This window comes from Streptomyces sp. NPDC058697 (assembly GCF_042715345.1).
GTDB lineage: Bacteria > Actinomycetota > Actinomycetes > Streptomycetales > Streptomycetaceae > Streptomyces > Streptomyces liliifuscus.
Window position 1 is genome coordinate 309,209 of the sequence record NZ_JBHXSU010000008.1, and the last position, 16,597, is coordinate 325,805.

General features: G+C 71.2%; 19 protein-coding genes. 8 read left to right on the forward strand and 11 right to left on the reverse strand.

Annotation, left to right across the window (positions count from 1 at the left end):
• Positions 1-150: 150 nt before the first annotated feature.
• The 4 genes from ACFWXQ_RS21850 to ACFWXQ_RS21865 all read right to left on the reverse strand — a co-directional run bounded on the left by ACFWXQ_RS21850 (position 151) and on the right by ACFWXQ_RS21865 (position 3,008).
• Positions 151-906 (reverse strand): SDR family oxidoreductase, encoded by a 756-nt coding sequence (locus ACFWXQ_RS21850; RefSeq protein WP_383941199.1) that lies wholly within the window; start codon positions 904-906, stop codon positions 151-153.
• 17 nt (positions 907-923) lie between these two features.
• On the reverse strand, positions 924-1,685 hold the full coding sequence (fabG, locus tag ACFWXQ_RS21855; protein ID WP_055618474.1) for a 3-oxoacyl-ACP reductase FabG: 762 nt from the start codon (positions 1,683-1,685) through the stop codon (positions 924-926).
• A 157-nt stretch (positions 1,686-1,842) separates the two neighbouring features.
• Positions 1,843-2,244 (reverse strand): DUF3037 domain-containing protein, encoded by a 402-nt coding sequence (locus ACFWXQ_RS21860; protein ID WP_383941195.1) that lies wholly within the window; start codon positions 2,242-2,244, stop codon positions 1,843-1,845.
• A complete protein-coding gene (locus ACFWXQ_RS21865) occupies positions 2,241-3,008 on the reverse strand; it encodes a HipA family kinase (protein WP_383941192.1) in 768 nt (255 codons plus the stop codon). The genes ACFWXQ_RS21860 and ACFWXQ_RS21865 overlap by 4 nt, the downstream gene beginning before the upstream one ends.
• A gap of 51 nt (positions 3,009-3,059) precedes the next feature.
• Between ACFWXQ_RS21865 and ACFWXQ_RS21870 the strand changes: the two genes are divergently transcribed.
• Positions 3,060-5,165 (forward strand): prolyl oligopeptidase family serine peptidase, encoded by a 2,106-nt coding sequence (locus ACFWXQ_RS21870; protein ID WP_383941188.1) that lies wholly within the window; start codon positions 3,060-3,062, stop codon positions 5,163-5,165.
• 99 nt (positions 5,166-5,264) lie between these two features.
• Complete coding sequence (locus ACFWXQ_RS21875; RefSeq protein WP_383941185.1) at positions 5,265-5,714, forward strand: Rieske (2Fe-2S) protein; 450 nt, start codon at positions 5,265-5,267, stop codon at positions 5,712-5,714.
• Here ACFWXQ_RS21875 and ACFWXQ_RS21880 read toward each other — a convergent pair.
• Positions 5,701-6,351 (reverse strand): cysteine hydrolase, encoded by a 651-nt coding sequence (locus ACFWXQ_RS21880; RefSeq protein WP_383941182.1) that lies wholly within the window; start codon positions 6,349-6,351, stop codon positions 5,701-5,703. The genes ACFWXQ_RS21875 and ACFWXQ_RS21880 overlap by 14 nt on opposite strands.
• A gap of 145 nt (positions 6,352-6,496) precedes the next feature.
• Between ACFWXQ_RS21880 and ACFWXQ_RS21885 the strand changes: the two genes are divergently transcribed.
• Entirely contained in the window at positions 6,497-6,964 is a 468-nt protein-coding gene (locus ACFWXQ_RS21885) for a pyridoxamine 5'-phosphate oxidase family protein (protein WP_383941180.1), read from the forward strand.
• Positions 6,965-7,030: 66 nt separating this feature from the next.
• Here the strand turns inward: ACFWXQ_RS21885 and ACFWXQ_RS21890 are convergent, their stop codons facing one another.
• On the reverse strand, positions 7,031-7,933 hold the full coding sequence (locus tag ACFWXQ_RS21890; RefSeq protein ID WP_383941177.1) for a LysR family transcriptional regulator: 903 nt from the start codon (positions 7,931-7,933) through the stop codon (positions 7,031-7,033).
• Positions 7,934-8,008: 75 nt separating this feature from the next.
• On the opposite strand from ACFWXQ_RS21890, the gene ACFWXQ_RS21895 reads away from it, so the two are divergent.
• Positions 8,009-9,016 carry a DMT family transporter gene (locus ACFWXQ_RS21895; RefSeq protein WP_383941174.1) on the forward strand — a complete coding sequence of 336 codons (1,008 nt, stop codon included), beginning with the start codon at positions 8,009-8,011 and terminating at the stop codon, positions 9,014-9,016.
• A gap of 50 nt (positions 9,017-9,066) precedes the next feature.
• Here ACFWXQ_RS21895 and ACFWXQ_RS21900 read toward each other — a convergent pair whose 3' ends face one another.
• Positions 9,067-10,398, reverse strand: a complete 1,332-nt coding sequence (locus ACFWXQ_RS21900; protein ID WP_383941171.1) for an aminotransferase class I/II-fold pyridoxal phosphate-dependent enzyme — start codon at positions 10,396-10,398, stop codon at positions 9,067-9,069.
• Positions 10,399-10,490: 92 nt separating this feature from the next.
• Between ACFWXQ_RS21900 and ACFWXQ_RS21905 the strand changes: the two genes are divergently transcribed.
• Positions 10,491-11,168 carry a pyridoxamine 5'-phosphate oxidase family protein gene (locus ACFWXQ_RS21905; protein ID WP_383941167.1) on the forward strand — a complete coding sequence of 226 codons (678 nt, stop codon included), beginning with the start codon at positions 10,491-10,493 and terminating at the stop codon, positions 11,166-11,168.
• Positions 11,168-11,812: an FMN-binding negative transcriptional regulator gene (locus ACFWXQ_RS21910; RefSeq protein ID WP_383941164.1), complete on the forward strand. Its 645-nt coding sequence runs from the start codon at positions 11,168-11,170 to the stop codon at positions 11,810-11,812. The genes ACFWXQ_RS21905 and ACFWXQ_RS21910 overlap by 1 nt, the downstream gene beginning before the upstream one ends.
• 102 nt (positions 11,813-11,914) lie before the next feature.
• On the opposite strand, the gene ACFWXQ_RS21915 is transcribed toward ACFWXQ_RS21910, so the two are convergent.
• The 3 genes from ACFWXQ_RS21915 to ACFWXQ_RS21925 all read right to left on the reverse strand — a co-directional run bounded on the left by ACFWXQ_RS21915 (position 11,915) and on the right by ACFWXQ_RS21925 (position 14,774).
• Positions 11,915-12,874, reverse strand: coding sequence for a DMT family transporter (locus ACFWXQ_RS21915; RefSeq protein WP_383941161.1), 960 nt, complete (start codon positions 12,872-12,874; stop codon positions 11,915-11,917).
• A 265-nt stretch (positions 12,875-13,139) separates the two neighbouring features.
• Positions 13,140-14,150 carry a DMT family transporter gene (locus tag ACFWXQ_RS21920; protein WP_383941158.1) on the reverse strand — a complete coding sequence of 337 codons (1,011 nt, stop codon included), beginning with the start codon at positions 14,148-14,150 and terminating at the stop codon, positions 13,140-13,142.
• A gap of 90 nt (positions 14,151-14,240) precedes the next feature.
• A complete protein-coding gene (locus ACFWXQ_RS21925) occupies positions 14,241-14,774 on the reverse strand; it encodes a Clp protease N-terminal domain-containing protein (protein ID WP_383941156.1) in 534 nt (177 codons plus the stop codon).
• Positions 14,775-14,970: 196 nt separating this feature from the next.
• On the opposite strand from ACFWXQ_RS21925, the gene ACFWXQ_RS21930 reads away from it, so the two are divergent.
• Positions 14,971-15,159: a hypothetical protein gene (locus ACFWXQ_RS21930; RefSeq protein ID WP_383941274.1), complete on the forward strand. Its 189-nt coding sequence runs from the start codon at positions 14,971-14,973 to the stop codon at positions 15,157-15,159.
• 167 nt (positions 15,160-15,326) lie between these two features.
• The gene (locus tag ACFWXQ_RS21935; protein WP_383941153.1) at positions 15,327-15,755 is read left to right on the forward strand and encodes an SRPBCC family protein; all 429 of its coding nucleotides are present in this window, start codon (positions 15,327-15,329) and stop codon (positions 15,753-15,755) included.
• Positions 15,756-15,843: 88 nt separating this feature from the next.
• On the opposite strand, the gene ACFWXQ_RS21940 is transcribed toward ACFWXQ_RS21935, so the two are convergent.
• Positions 15,844-16,488, reverse strand: a complete 645-nt coding sequence (locus tag ACFWXQ_RS21940; RefSeq protein ID WP_383941150.1) for a PadR family transcriptional regulator — start codon at positions 16,486-16,488, stop codon at positions 15,844-15,846.
• Positions 16,489-16,597: the final 109 nt, after the last annotated feature.

Below are 16,597 nucleotides of genomic sequence, written 5' to 3' on the forward strand. Positions count from 1 at the left end.
CCGCATGGGCCTTCCCACTGGCAGGGCCCTTGATCAGCAAGTATCGCGGAACGTGTCGGAACGGTCTCTTTCCTGGTAGCACTCTGGACAGGCGGACGCCCGGGCGTTTTTCGGCCAAGCCGCCCGGGCGTCCGCGATCGAGATCCGTTGTCAGACTCCGGCGTTGAGGAACTTCCCGCCGTCGACCACGAGCGTCTGCCCGGTGATCCAGTCCGACTGCTCCGAGGTCAGGAAGGCGGCGGTGCCGCCGATGTCCGACGGAACGCCGAGCCGGCCGAGGGGGTAGCCCGCGGCCGCCTCCTCCTCGCGGCCCTCGTACAGGGCCTTGGCGAACTGCGTCTTGACGACGGCGGGCGCGATGGAGTTGACCCGCACCCTGGGCGCGAACTCGTGCGCCAGCTGAAGAGTCAGGTTGATCATCGCGGCCTTGCTGATGCCGTACGCCCCGATGAACGGCGAGGCCTGGACGCCCGCGAGCGAGGAGATGTTGACGATCGCGCCGCCGTTCTCGCTCTGCCACGCCTTCCACGTCCGCTGGGCGAAGCCGAGGGCGGAGACGACGTTGGTCTCGAACACCTTGCGTGCCACGTTGAGGTCGAGGTCGGCGATCGGCCCGAACACCGGGTTCGTACCGGCGTTGTTGATGAGGAAGTCGATACGGCCGAACGCCTCCATGGTGCGCTCGACGGCGATGGCCTGGTGGGCCTCGTCGTGGGCCTTGCCCGCGACGCCGATCACGCGGTCGGCGCCGAGCACCTCGACGGCTTCCTTGAGCGCGTCCTCGTTGCGGCCGGTGATACACACCCGGTCGCCGCGGGCGAGCAGTGCCTCGGCGACGCCGTAGCCGATGCCGCGGCTCGCGCCGGTGATGAGGGCGACCTTGCCGGAGAGTTCCACAGTGGTCATGTTCCTGTCCCCCGGCCCTAGTTGAGCGGTCCGCCGGCCACGTACAGCACCTGGCCGGAGACGAAGCCGGCCGCGTCACCCGTGAAGAAGGCGATCGCGTTGGCGATGTCGTCCGGGTTGCCGACGCGCTGGACCGGGATCTGGGTGGCGGCCGCGGCCTGGAACTCCTCGAAGCCCATGCCGACCCGCTCGGCGGTGGCGGCGGTCATGTCGGTGACGATGAAGCCGGGCGCGACGGCGTTCGCGGTGACGCCGAACTTGCCGAGCTCGAAGGCGAGGGTCTTGGTGAAGCCCTGCAGACCGGCCTTGGCGGCGGAGTAGTTGACCTGGCCACGGTTGCCGAGCGCAGAGGAGGAGGAGAGGTTGACGACACGGCCGAACTTGGCGTCCACCATGTACTTCTGGACGGCCCGCGTCATCAGGAAGGAGCCGCGCAGGTGCACGTTCAGGACCGTGTCCCAGTCCGACACACTCATCTTGAACAGCAGGTTGTCGCGGAGCACGCCCGCGTTGTTCACCAGGATCGTCGGCGCCCCGAGCTCCTCGGCGACGCGCGCCACGGCGGCCTCGACCTGCGCCTCGTCGGAGACGTCGGCGCCCACCGCGATCGCCCTGCCCCCGGCGGCGGTGATCTTCTCCACGGTGTCCTTGCACGCGGCCTCGTCGAGGTCGATCACCGCGACGGCACGGCCCTCGGCGGCCAGTCGTACGGCGGTCGCGGCGCCGATGCCGCGCGCGGCACCGGTGACTACGGCGACGCGCTGCTCTGAGGTGGACATTGCTGGTTCTCCTCGCCCTTGGGAAGCCCTTGAAAGACCAAACCTGCGGCTCTCACGGTACGCCCCTCTGGTGAGCGACCGCTTAGTACCTTCAGCAGACGAGACGCTAGAAGCCTTGGCACCCAGTGTCAACGGCCTGCTCGGCCGGTGTGATCCATTACCTGACCAGCAGGTCGAGCAGCCGCACCGCCTCGGCGGCGGGATCCGCCGTGAGACCGGTGTGCACGGGCCCCGGCTGAACGACCGTGGAGCGGGGCGCGATCAGCCAGCGGAAGCGCCGCCCGGCGTCGTCGCGCGCGGCCTGCCCCGCCGCCGCTCCCCCGGCGCAGACCCCCTCGACGGCCCGCAGAGCGGCTCGAATCCCGGGCGCGTCCGCCTCCGGGTCGAGGGCCCGCAGCTTGGTCTCGTCGAGATGGGTGTGGGCGGCCACGAAGGACTTCGCGCGGCAGTACACGAGCACGCCCGCGTTGAAGTACTCGCCCCGCTCGACCCTCGGCACGACGCGCAGCAGCGCGTATTCGTAGACGTCACGACCGTCGCGGCCCTCACGCTCGCTCACTTCGTGCCCTCCTGGCTCGTCCGGACGCGCTCGTGAATGGTGGCGGCGCGGGCGAGGAGCGGCTCCGCGTACGCGCGCCTGAGCGCGTCCGCCGACTCGAAGCCCGGCTCGTCCCGCAGCCACTCCTCCGGGATCGCCGCGGTCACCTCGGCGAGCAGTTCCTCGGTGACCCGTGGCGCCAACTCCGCGGCGGCGGAGGCGATGTCGGGGCGAAACGGCGCGAGGGCATGGTCGGAGGCGTCGTACGGCTTGGCCGCGGAGGCCGTCGCGCCGGGCCAGTTGTGGTGCCAGATCATGGTGGCGCCGTGGTCGATGAGCCACAGATCGCCGTTCCGGACCAGCATGTTAGGGTTCCGCCACGATCGGTCGACATTGTTGACCAGCGCGTCGAACCAGACGATTCTTCCGGCTTCTTCCGGGCTCACCTGGTGCGCGAGGGCGTCGAAGCCGATCGCCCGGGAGAGAAAGTCCATCCCCAGATTCAGCCCCCCGCTCGCCTTGAGCAACTCCTGCACTTCCTGGTCCGGTTCACCGAGCCCGATGACCGGATCGAGCCCGATCGTGACCAGACCGGGTACGCGCAGGCCCAGGCGACGGGCGAGTTCACCGCAGACGACCTCCGCGACGAGGGTCTTCCGCCCCTGTCCGGCGCCGGTGAACTTCATGACGTACGTCCCGAGATCGTCGGCCTCGACGAGCCCCGGCAGCGAGCCGCCCTCACGCAACGGCGTGACATAGCGGGTCGCGCTGACTTCCTTGAGCATCGCCCCAGGTTACTGGGGCGTTCCCCGTCCACTCGCACGAAGGGATCACCTGTGACCGCCGAAGACCTGCCCCTGCAGCACGCCCGTACGAAACGCTTCTCCCTCGGTGTGCCGCGCGGCTTCACCGTCTCGCCGGACGGCGACCGCGTCGTCTTCCTGCGCACCACGAGCGGCCGCTCCACGACGAGCCTGCTCTGGCTGCACGAGAACGGCGAGGAGCGGCTGCTCGCCGACCCGCTCGCCCTCGGCGACGGCGGCGAGGTCCCGGAGGCCGAGCGGATCCGCCGCGAGCGGGCCCGCGAGACCAGCGCCGGCATCGTCTCGTACGCCACCGACGCGGCCGTCCGCCTGGTCGTGTTCGCCCTCTCGGGCGCCCTGTGGGCCGTACGCACGGACGAGGGCGTCCCGCGCCGGATCCGCACCGCGGGCCCGGTCGTCGCCCCGCGCCCGAGCCCCGACGGCTCCCGCATCGCGTACGTGAGTGACGGCGCCCTCCGCGTCGTACGCATCGACGGCACGGCCGACCGCGCGCTGGCCAGGCCGGAGGGCCCGGAGGTGACGTACGGGCTCTCCGACCACGTCTCGTCGGAGTCGCTGGACCGTACTCGGTCGTTCTGGTGGTCGCCGGACGGGGACGCGCTGCTGGTGGTGCGGGTCGACAACTCACCCGTCCAGCAGTGGTACATCAGCGATCCGGCCGAGCCCTCGCGTCCGCCGCGCGCGATCCGGTATCCGGCCGCGGGCACCGCCAACGCCGCGCTGTCGCTGCACGTGGTGGGCCTGGACGGCGAACGCGTCGAGGCACGGCTCCCCAAGGAGGCCGCCGAGTCGCATCCGGCGGGTGAGTGGACCGACCCGGCCTTCGAGTACGTCGTGCACGCGGCCTGGGACGACGACGGGCCCTCCGCCGTCGTGCAGACCAGGGACCAGCGCTCGGCGTATCTGCTCCGGATCCACCCCGAGACCGGCGCGACCACGACGCTCCGCCACCTCCGGGACTCCGCCTGGCTGGAGTTCGTACCCGGAACGCCTGCCACCACCGCCACCGCCGGTCTCGTCCTCACCACACAGGAGGGCTCGCGCGGGCTGCTGATGACCGGGACCGGAGTGCGCACCCCGGAGGGCATGTACGTCCACGAACTGCTCGGTGTGGTGGGCGACCTGCTCTACTTCACGGCGTCCGAGGAGCCGACCGAGGTGCACGTCTGGTCGTACGACCCGGAGAAGGGCTTCGAGCGGCTGACCGACGAACCGGGTGTGCACAGCGCCACCGTCGGGGGCGACACCGCCGTCCTGGACAGCACCACCCTCGACGGGCAGACGGTGACGGTGCATCGGGACGGCGGACCGGCCGGGCGGATCCGGGTGCTGGCCGAGCGGCCCGTGACCGAGCCGCGCCCCCGCTTCCTCACCCTCGGCGAGCGGGAGCTGCGGGCGGCGCTGTACCTGCCGGCGTCGTACGAACCGGGAGCGGGCCGTCTGCCCGTGATCGTGCACTCGTACTCGGGGCCCGGCGCGCAGAAGGTCGTGAAGGCCGCCGCCTGGCACCACGCCGTGAACCAGTGGTTCGCCGACCAGGGCTTCGCGGTGCTGTGCGTCGACGGACGGGGCACTCCGGGGCGCGACCGGGCCTGGGAGACCGCCATCCACGGGGACCAGCTCATGCCCGTGATCGAGGACCAGGCGGACGCCGTACGCGCGGTCGCGGAGCTCTTCCCCGAGCTGGACACGGGACGCGTGGCCATCCGGGGCTGGTCCTTCGGCGGCTATCTCGCGGCGGGGGCCGTGCTGCACCGGCCCGACGTGTTCCACGCGGCGGTCGCGGGCGCGGCCCCGACCGATCTGCGGCTGTACGACACGCACTGGAAGGAGCGGTTCATGGGCCACCCGGACATCCAGCCGGAGAACTACGAACGCTGCTCCCTGGTGGCGCACGCACACAAGCTCACGCGCCCCTTGATGCTCGTCCATGGGATGGCCGACGACAATGTGGCGCCCGTACACATGCTGCGGTTCTCGGCGGCCCTGCTCGCCGCGGGCCGGCCGCACACCGTGCTCCCGCTGCCGGGGGCCACCCACCTGGTGACACAGGAGGGCGTGATAGACACCCTGCTCAGGCTGGATCTCGATTTCATCAAGAAGTCGCTCAATTCCTGAACCGCCTGAACTCCGCGGGTGACGAGCCCGTACCCCCTGTTGGATCAACACATAACTTCACAAACGCGCATCTGCACATCTGTGGAAGGGACCGCCACTATGTCCAGCGAATCGCTCAAGCCTGCGCCGGCGCTCTGTCGTCGCACCCTCCTGGCGGCACTGGGCGGGGCGGGTATCGCCGCCACGCTCACCGCCTGCGGAGGCTCCGACGACAGCTCGTCCGGCTCCTCCGACGCTTCCAAGTCGTCGGGCTCCGGCGCAGGTGCGGCGCTGGCCAAGACCACCGACATTCCGGAGGGCGGCGGCAAGATATTCGCCGAAGAGGGTGTGGTCGTCACACAGCCGACGGCCGGTGAGTTCAAGGCCTACTCGACGGTGTGCCCGCACCAGAAACAGCAGGTGAACAGCGTCGCCGACGGCACCATCACCTGCCCCGCCCACGGCAGCCAGTTCAACGTCACGGACGGCAGCGTCAAGAAGGGGCCCGCGACCAGCGGCCTCACCGCCGCCAAGATCACCGTCAGCGGAGACTCGATCACGCTCGCCTGACCCGGCGGGGTCGCTTGAGGCAGGCCAGTACCTCGTCCGTGGTGGCCACGGTGGCCACCAGGGCGAGCGTGTTGCGGATCATCGCGGGGGTGTAGTCGGAAGGCACCCCCGCGATGGCATCGCTGGGGACGACGACGGTGTAGCCGCGGTTCACCGCGTCGAACACGGCGTTGGGCACGGCCACGTTGGCGGACACGCCGGTCACGATCAGCGCCCGGCAGCCGAGGTTGCGCAGCAGCGCGTCGACGTCGGTACCGGCAAGGGGCGACAGACCGTGCAGTCGGCGTACGACGAGATCCTCCTCGGCGACCTCGATGGGCGGCGCGACACGTACCGCGGTGGTCCCGGACAGCTGCCGCACCGGCAGACGTTCGGCCGCGCGGAACAGCCGGGCGTTGTGGTTGGCCCCCCGTCCGTCGGGACGGCGCTCCGCGATCGCGTGCATCACCTGTACGCCGCTCTCGTGAGCCGCCGTGACCAGACGGGCGACCTGGGCGAGCGCGCCCGAGGCACGGAACTCCTTGGCCAGTTCGGGCAGCGCGCTGTCCGGGCCGACGACACCCTGCTGGCACTCGACGGTCAGCAGGACCGTGGTCGCGGGGTCGAGGAGTTCGCTGAGCTGCTCGTACGACGGCATGGGCTCCCCCTGTCACGGGCGGTCCCCGGGCCCGGCGCGGCCCGGTCGACCTGGTCTGCGGTGGCGGGCGAGCGTAGCCACCATTGCGTACGGACGGAAGACGGCCCATGCTTTTCTGACGTCACGTCAGAAACGAGGGAACCGTATGGCCGTCACTCAGCGCCGGGGCCGAAGGATCATGATGACACCCGACGAGCAGGACGAGTTCCTGACCACCCAGCGCACCTGCCGGGTGGCGACCGTGTCGGCCGACGGCGCGCCGCACGTCAGCACGCTCTGGTTCGCCTGGGACGGCAAGTCCCTCTGGCTGTACTCGATCACACGCAGCAAGCGCTGGGCCGACCTGCGCCGCGACCCCCGAGTCGCCGTGGTCGTCGACACGGGCGAGGAGTACGACGACCTGCGCGGCGTCGAACTCTCAGGCACCGTCGAGTTCATCGGCGAGGCCCCACGCACGGGCGAGCCCTGCCCCGAACTCGACTCCGTGGAGCGCCTGTTCGCCCGCAAGAACTTCGGCCTGACCGAAATGCCCCACGACGGCAGACACGCCTGGCTCCGCCTGACCCCAGAAGCAACGGCGTCATGGGACTTCCGAAAGCTGGCTGCACTGTGAGCGCCCCTTCAGGGGCGCGGGGAACTGCGCGACAAGCCACAACCAACCCGCACCCAACAAACCGCCCTAAGAAACCCGCACCCCCGCGGAGCGCAACGAATCCACGGCGGCCCGAATAGCCGGCCGCCGATCCGCATCCGCCCTCCACACCGCATACACATGCCGCGTCACACGCGGCCGCACCGGCACGGTCCGCACCCCGGCCGGAACAGGATCCCGCCCGAGGCGGGGCGCAACGCACACCCCGAGCCCCGCCGCGACCATCGCGAGCTGCGTGTGATGCTCCTCCGCCCGATGCGCGATGACGGGCTCGATCCCCTTGCCGCGCAACGTGAAGAGCAGCCACTCGTGGCAGAACTCCCCCTCGTCCCAGGCGATCCACTCGTCGTCGGCGAAGTCCTCCAGGTCCACCTCGGACCGATCGGCGAGGCGATGCCCCACAGGCAGCGCCAGATCGGTCGGGTCGTCGAGGAGCGAGGCCTTGACCAGACCGTCCGGCAGCGGCAACGGCTTGTTGTACCAGTCGAGAACGACGGCCAGATCGAGATCACCGCGTATCACCCAGGCGACCCCGGTCTCCGGCTCCAGCTCACGCGAGCGCACCCGCAGCCCGGGATGCTCGGCACGCAGTGCGGCAAGCGCCGTGGGGAACAGCCCGCGCGCCGCCGTGGGGAACGCGGAGAGCCTCAACTCCCCCACCACCTGCCCGCGCTGCGCCTCCAGATCGGACTGGGCGAGCTCGACCTGGGACAGGATGCGCGCGGCATGGTCGGCGAGCAGCCGCCCCGCGTCGGTGAGCCGCACCCCCCGCCCGTTCTTGGCGAGCAACTGCTGCCCCACCTCCCGCTCCAGCTTGGACATCTGCTGGGACACCGCCGAGGTCGTCACATGCAGTCCCTCGGCCGCGCCGCTGACCGAGCCGTGCCGTGCCAGGGCGTCGAGGGTACGCAGGCGCTCCAGGTTCAACATGTAAGCAATACTACGAGGTACCACAAGAAAAATCTCGCTTGTGCTACGAGATCGAGATCCGTCATCGTGGTCGGCATGAGCGCCGCGATCGAGCCCAGGACTACTCCCGTCTCCTTGCCCACCGCACCTCCGGGCTCGCTCCGCACCACCCCGCCTCTTCGCCCTCGCCGGACCCTCGACTGGCGCCTCCGCTTCGCCGGTCTGTCCCTGGTCTGGGGATTCAGCTTTCTCCTCATCAAGGTCGGCACGAATGGCTACGCCCCCTTCCAAGTGACGTTCGGCCGCCTGCTGTTCGGCACGTTGGTGCTCGCGGTCGCGATGGCCTGGAAGCGGGACCGGCTGCCGCGCGAAGCACGCACCTGGGGTCACCTGACGGTCTCGGCCCTGCTGCTCAACGCACTGCCGTTCTCACTGTTCGCGTACTCCGAACTGACGATTCCGTCCACGCTGGCGGGCATCTGCAACGCGACCTCACCCCTGTGGGGCATGGCGCTGTCGCTGGTCGCGCTCTCCGAGGACCGGCCCACCCGCCGCCGGGTCGCGGGCCTCGGCCTCGGCTTCCTCGGCGTACTGACGGTGCTCGGCGCCTGGCAGGGTTTCCACGGACTGGACGCCGCGGGCACCACGATGGCCCTGCTGGCGTCGCTGAGTTACCCGATCGGCTGGATCTACATCCGCCGCACGCTGGCCGGCTCCAGCCACTCCAACCTCTCGCTGACCGGTGCCCAGCTGCTGCTCGCGACGGCCCAACTGGCAGTCGTCACCCCGCTGTTCACGACACTGCCGACGCACTTCCCGCTCATACCGCTGCTGGCGGTCATCGCGCTGGGCACGCTCGGTACGGGCCTCGCCCTTCTCATCCAGTACGGCCTGGTCGCCGAGGTCGGGCCGACGACGGCCCAGATGGTCACGTACTTCATCCCGGTCATCGCCACCGCCGCGGGCGTCGCGATCCTCGGCGAGTCGCTGGCCTGGTCGACACCGGTGGGCGCGGTCATCGTGCTGGCGGGCGCGGCACTCACCCAGTCCCGGCCCACCAAGGCCAGGCCGACCCGGGCCAAGCCCAGCCGGGCCAAGCCCTGAGCCCACCGCGCGACCCCGTCACCTCGTAACCAGCCCACCGCGTCCCGGACTCAGACATAGCGGCGCTCGGGTGCCGGCCCGACCGCCGCGGCGACCGCCTCCGCCACCACCCCGAACTCGTCCGGCGCGAGGGTCGATACGGTGATCCGCAGCCCTGGAGGCGCGTTCATCCGGAAGCGGGCCCCCGGAGCGACGGCCCAGCCCGCGTGCAGCAGCCGCGCGACGGCCCCGGTCTCGTCCGGCACGGGCACCCACACGTTCATCCCGCTGCGTCCGTACGCCTCGACGCCCCGCTCGGCGAGCGCCCCGATCAACGCGTCCCGTCGCCGTCCGTAGGCCGCGGCCACGGTCCGCGTGTCCACCGCGCCTTCGGCCCACAGCCCGGCAACGGCCCGTTGCAGCAGCCGGCTCACCCATCCCGGCCCCAGCCGCTGCCGCCCCTGGACACGGTCCATGGTGACGGGGTCGCCGGTGAGCACGGCAAGCCGCAGATCGGGCCCGTACGCCTTGGCGACCGAGCGCAGGAACGCCCAGTGCCGGGTCACGCCGGCCAGCGGACGCAGGGGCAGGTCGACGATGCGATGCCCGTGGTCGTCCTCGACGAGCAGGGTCTCCGGGTGGTCGGCCAGCACGGAACGCAGGGCACGCGCGCGCGTGGCGCTCACTGCGGCGCCGGTCGGGTTCTGCGCGCGGTCGGTGACGATCAGGGCCCGCGCCCCGCCCTCCAGCGCGGCTCGCACGTCGTCAGGCAGCGGCCCTTCGTCGTCGACGCCGACCGGAACCGCCCGCAGCCCGAGCGCCGGGATCAGATCGAGCACACTGCGCCAGCCGGGATCCTCGTGCGCGACGGCGTCACCGGGCCTGAGGTGCACGGCCAGCACCCGCTCGATGGCGTCGAGCGAGCCCGAGGTGACCACGACCGGCCCGTCCGGCACGCCGTCCGCGTCCAGGTCCGCACGTGCCAGACGCCCCAACTCCGGCTCCACGGCGGCCTCTCCGTAGAGCACCGGCTCCCGGTCGGCGTGGGCCGCGGCCGCCGCGAACACTCCGGCGAGCGCGGGCAGCAGGGCCGGGTCCGGATTGCCGTCCGACAGGTTCCGTACCCCCGGCGGCACATCCAGGCGGGAGATCTCCCGAGCGGTCGTCACCGGCTTGGACCGTACGCGACTGCCGCGACGGCCCGCCGTCTCGATCACTCCGCGCTCACGCAGGGTGCGATAGGCGGCCGCGACGGTATTGGGATTCACCCCGAGCCGGCCCGCCAACTCCCGCATCGGCGGCAGCAGTTGACCGGGCTCCAGCTCCCCCGAACCCACCGCGCGCTCGACGCTGGCCGCAATCTCGGCTGCGCGTCTACCTTCGATCCGATACTCTTCTAGCACAAAGCAGAGTATGCACTAGTGCAATAAGCCGCGCAAGGCGAGCACGGCGTACGTGCGAGAACAGACGACGACACACAGACCTGGAGAGCACGATGACGGAGACGTCCGCCCCGCACCCCGCCACCTACACCCCGACCGACCGCACCGTCCCCACCCGCTCCAGGGAGCGTGCCGCGTACGACCACGAGATGGTGCACTCGATCCTCGACGAGGGGTACGTCTGCCATCTGGGCTTCGTCCGCGACGGGGCGCCGGTCGTGCTGCCCACGCTGTACGGGCGGGTCGGTGAGCATCTCTATCTGCACGGCTCGACGGGTTCGCGCCCGCTGCGGATGGCGGGACAGGCCGACCCGGGCCTGCCGGTGTGCGTCACCGTCACGCACGTCGACGGGCTGGTGCTGGCCCGCTCGGCCTTCCACCACTCGATCAACTACCGCTCCGTGGTGGTGCACGGCATCGCCCACCAGGTGACGGACCCCGACGAGAAGCGGGAGGCCCTGGACGCGCTGGTGGACCACGTGGTGCCCGGCCGCTCCTACGACTCCCGGCCCGCCAACGGCAAGGAGCTGGCCGCCACCGCCGTGCTCCGCCTGGACCTCGCCGAGGTCTCGGCCAAGCTGCGCACCGGCGGCCCGAACGACGAGCCCGAGGACCTCGGTCTGCCGCACTGGACCGGAGTCCTCCCGCTCCGCAAGGGATACGGCGCCCCGGTCCCCGCCGCCGACCTCGCCCCCGGGATCGAGGTCCCCGACTACCTGGCGGTCCTGTGATGCTCATACACCCCTGGGACGCGCCCCACGACGACGCCGAATGGCAGCAGTGGCTGGCCGCCCACGACTTCGGCCAGCTCTCCGTGAACGGCCTGCCCGGCGAGCCTCCGCACGTCCAGCCGATGCACTTCGCCCACGAGCCCGAGCCCGGACCGTACGGACTGGTCCTCGCCCACCTGGCCCGCCCGAACCCGGTGTGGCCGGCCCTCGACGCGAACCCGGTCGTGACCCTGAGCGTGGTCGACGACTATGTGTACGTGCCCGGCCCCTGGCAGGCTCCACCGGACTCCCCGCCCGAGCACGGCACTCCGACGAGCTTCTACGCGGCGGTCCAACTCCGGTGCACCGCCCATGTGGTGGACGACCCGGCCGAGAAGGCCGAGCTCCTCAACCGCCAGCTCGGCCACTTCCAGCCCGAGGGCGGTTCCGCCCGTGCGGCGGTCGGCGAGGCCCCGTTCGGCCGCCTCCTCCCCGGGATCCGCGGCCTGCGGCTCGAAGTGACGGACGTACGCGCGAAGTTCAAGTACGCGAATCACCGGCCGGAGGAAATCCAGAACCGCGTTCTGACCGAACTGAGCACAAGAGGCGGTCCGGGTGACACGGCGGCGCGGGAACACCTGCTGCGGCGACGCGGCAGCAGGTGACGCCGAGGTGGCACGTGCCGCTTCACAGGTGACCGGCCGTGTGGACCCTACGGGGCCGGGCCCACACGGCCGGTACCGACGTTCGCCGGTGCCCGCGGGTCCTCAGCCCAGCGCCGGCTCCTCCTCGGGTGCCCGCCTCGCGGTCCCCGTGCCCCGTGCCTCCGCGAGCGCGAGCCCCGCCACCGAGCCGAGCATCAACAGCGTGCCCGCGACCGTGGCAGCGGTCAGCCGCTCGCCGAGCAGTCCGACGGCCAGGACCGCCGCGCTCACCGGTTCGAGCAGCATGATCACGGAGACGGTGGCCGAGCGGACGACGGCCGCGCCCGCGAAGTACAGGGCGTAGGCGAGGGCCGTCGGGACCGCCGCGATGAACGCCACCAGCGCGACGACGCGGGCAGGTTCGGCGGTATGCGGTACGAGCCCCTCGATGATCCCGAACGGCAGCAGACACAGGGTCGTGACGGCGAACGCCCCCACGGTGGTGGACGACACGTCGGTGCCGCCGTCGCGCCCCCACCAGCGGGTCAGGAGCGTCATCACGCTGTACCCGGCAGCGGACACGACCGCGAGCACGACGCCCGACGGCCGGACCGACGCACCACCGCTGCCCAGCACGAGCACCATGAGCCCGGCGAGCGCCCCGGCGACGGCTGCGTATCCGGCGCGCCCGAGCCGTTCGCCCATGGTGAGCCGCGCCCCCAGCGCGATGAGTACGGGACCGGCGCCGAGGGTGACGACGGTGGCCACGGCGAGTCCGGTGGCCTCGACGGCGGCGAAGTACGCGGTCTGGAACACCGCGAGCCCCACACCCGTGGCTCCGGTCCGCAGCAGCCTCGTACGGAGGGGGCGTGCGGTGGGGCGTGGCCGGCGCCGGAGCGACCGGACGGCGAGCAGCAGCGCGAGGCCGCCCGCGCAGCGCCAGAAGGACAGGGCGACGGGGCCCATGTCGCTGGCGCGGTAGACGAGTGAGGCGACCGCGCCCGCGGTGCCCCAGGCGGCGCCGGCGATGGTCAGATAGAGGAGGCCTCGCCCGATGGGCAGGCCGGAAACAGCATGCGACACGTGTTCTCTCCGCAGATCCGCAGAAGTTCGGGAAAGGACCACGTCGCGCCGTACGAGCGGCACGTCGCCCGGACCGGGCGTACGAGCCTCGTCAGGCGGGTGAGTCGCCGCGACCAGGTGGGTCGTCTCGGCGCGGATGGTCCTCGGACTTCATCCGCGGGCAGCACCGTTCCGCCCGGCCGCTGGCCGGGCGGGAATTCCGGAGGGCCCGCCTCAGGCGGCCGGAGGCGGAAGAACGAGCGCGTCCGAATGCATGATCAAGAGCCTAGACGGCGGTGCCTCGCGCCGACAACTCCCTTTCGGCGTCGCCCGTGCCGCCTGCCACCGGTGTCTGCGAGGCCTTGGCGGGCGTGGACGACTGGGCGATGAACGCTCCGCACAGGACGACCGCGCCGCCGATGATCTGCGGCGCCGACAGGTGCTCACCGAGCAGGACCCAGGCGAGCACGGTCGCGATGACCGCCTCCAGACAGGCCACGACGCCTGCCACCTGCGGGGAAAGCCTGCGCACGGACTTGACGCCGGTCACGTAGGCGACGACGGTCGCGATCAGCACGATCCAGCCCAGCAGCAGGGAGGCCGCGACCGCCGTGCCGTCCATCTCGGCGGTGCCGCCGAGCACCGACCAGTCCATGCCCCACGGCCGCGCCACGACCGTCAGGACGAGGGCGCCGACCAGCAGTCCGTACGCGATGACGCCGAGCGGATCCGGGGCCTCCTCGCCCGCGTCGCTGCCCTGGTCGGACAGGACGAAGTAGCCGACCTGGCAGCAGGCGGCGCCGAGCGCGAGCAGCAGCCCGAGGACGTCGAAGCTCAGCCCCGACCACACCTCGACGACACAGGCGAGACCGCCGACGGCGAGGACGACCCCGAGGGCCGCGGCACGGGTCACCGGCCGCCGCTGGACGAACCGCACCCAGCCGAGGACGAGTGCGGGCGCGAGGTACTCGACGAGCAGCGCGACCCCGACGGGTATGCGCGAGATCGAGGCGAAGTAGAAGGCCTGGACACCGGCCACGGCGAGCAGTCCGAACCCGGCGAGCAGCGCCGGCCGGCTGCGCACCAGCCCCCGGTGGCGCACGGTCAGCGGAAGCATCACCAGCGCGGCTCCGGCGACCCGCAGCCACACCACGTCCAGCGGGTCCAGCCCCGCCTCGATCAACGGCTTGGCCGCGACACCGGATCCCCCGAAGGCGACCGCTGACGCGAGCGCGAGGCCGAGCCCGAAGCCCCTCCCGCGGTTGCCCTGACTGCTCTCAGACGTATGCACCGGCACATGATGACAGGCGACGACATGAGCGTCATCCCCAATGACACCTGTCTCACCGAATGGACCGCCGACACCCCCGCACGCCCCGGTCCCGGCTCAGGCCTCGATGCCCCGACCCGTCGCGGCATCGATCCGCGCGAGCAGCACCGGTACGTCGACCCCCGCGCGCCCCAGCACCTCCACCGCCCGCGACTCGGGCTCGGCGACGATCGCCGCGAGCAGGTCGACCGCGCCCGCGCGTTCGTCGCCGCGTCGCAGGGCCCGCTCGCCGGCGACCTCAAGGGCGCCCGCCGCCACCGGCGACCATCCGTCCTCGGTCACCACGGGTATGGCACCGGAGTCCTCGACGGAGCTCTGCCAGCGCAGTCCGTAGCCGATGCTGCGCTGGACGAGGTAGCCGAGCAGCCGGGCGACCTGAGGGCCGCTCTCGAAGGTCTCGCGCACCTCCGGGTCGGACTCCAGGAGCGCGTGCAGCAGATGGGCCGTGTCGATCTGCCGGTCCCCGTCCCGCAGCGCCCGTCTGCGCGCACCCATGACCACCGCTGCCAGCTCCTCGCTGAGCCGGGCCTCGATGTCCACGCGGACCGGGTCGTGCCCGGCGGCCTGCTGGTGGGAAGTACGGGATTGCACATCCCTTACCCCATCAGTCCCTTCGGATCGAGTCATCCTCGCGGGGAAGCATTTTCGCGTCCGACACAGGGTGGGCATGACTGTCCGGCTCCTCCTCCTTACGGATGACATCGCGCCGTTTCCCCCGACGGGCGCGCGCCGCCTTGCCCTGCGCCCCTCGCGCAACCGCATCGCACCGGCGCTCGTCCAACGCAGCATGGAGAGCAGGTGCTGGCTGGTGGTCCTGCCGGCCATCGACGGCAGGCATTACGTGTACCGGGTCTACGCCCCCGACGACGCGCTGCCCGCCGACCTGTTCTGGGACGCCTGGCACTGCCACGACGAAGGGCCGTACCCACGCGCCTGGGACCTGTTCGACGCGGCGGTGATACGGCGCGTCGGCTGAGCGCCCGCCGGGAACCCCTTCCCCTGCCGTCTCCCCGTCTCCCCGTCTCCCCGCCTCCACACTTCCTGACGGTTCATCAGTATTGAATGTTGAGGGCCCTGCGGCTACGTTCCGCGACACCGTAGCCAGCTGCGCCCGGCGCAGCACCCGAGACGAGGGGTAATCGCATGGCCGAAGTCAGCGCGGAAGCACGGATGGAGGCGCCCGCCGAGAAGGTCTGGGCACAGCTCACGGACTTCTCCTCGTACGGCGAGTGGAACTCCACCCACACCAGCTTCCCGAAGGGCGGTCCCGAGTCCCTCGAAGTCGGCGGCACCTTCGAGGAGAACATGAAGATGATGGGTTTCCCCGCCGAGGTCAACTGGACCATCGAGGAGGTGGAGGCCGCCCGCACGCTCGCGATCCGCGGCAAGGGCCCGATGGCCGTGATCGTCGCCACGCGATACACGCTGACCCCCGACGGCGAGGCCACGACCGTCCGTATCGACGGCGAGTTCACGGGCGCCGCCGTCTCGCTGATGGCGGGCAAGCTGAAGGACTCGGCGACGGCGGCCCTGAACGAGTCCCTGCGCAAGCTGGGCGGGCTGGTGGCCTAGAGCGGGCCCGGAACGGGCTGTCACACGCTCGACGCCACACACCGAAGGGGGGTACCTCGAAGTCGAAGTACCCCCCATTGGCGCACCATCAGTCCTCGTCGGCGAGGATCAGATACAGCTTCTTGCGCGCGTCGTTGATGACGGTCAGCGCCTTCTCGCGCTGCTCCTTGCTGCCGGTCTTCCAGACCTGCCCGAACGCCTCCATCAGACCGAAGCCGGCCTGCCGGATGTCGCTCAGCGCCTCCCAGTCGACCCCGCGCCCGGCGTCCTCCCAGGGCGCGTCGGGGCCCTCGTCGGCCGCGGTACGGCCGGCGTCGGTGAGCGAGAAGAGCTTCTTGCCGCCCTCGGTCGCACTGCTGATCAGCCCCTCGTCCTCCAGAAGCTGAAGGGTGGGGTACACCGAACCGGGGCTGGGCTTCCACGCCCCGCCACTGCGCTCGGCGATCTCCTGGATCATCTCGTAGCCGTGCATCGGCCGGTCCTTGAGCAGGGCCAGAATCGACGCGCGTACGTCGCCGCGCCGTGCCCTGCCGCGCGGTCCGCCCCGGCCTCCGCGCCCGCCCCAGGGGCCCGGGCCGAAGCCGGGACCACCGAAACCGGGTCCGAAGGGACCGAAGGCGGAACGCCTGCCCTCGAAGCCACCCCGACCGGGGTGTCCGGGTCCGCCATGTCCGCGGCCACGTCCTTCACCGGGGCCGAACCCCGGTCCGTATTCCTCTCCATGGGAACGCATCGCAATCACTCCATTCGATCGTTGATCTGTCGCGATGCGTCAACGATATATCGGAACTGTTCGGCTGACAAGGCCCGCCGACGAAAGGCCGACAAAAGAGGGCGCCGCC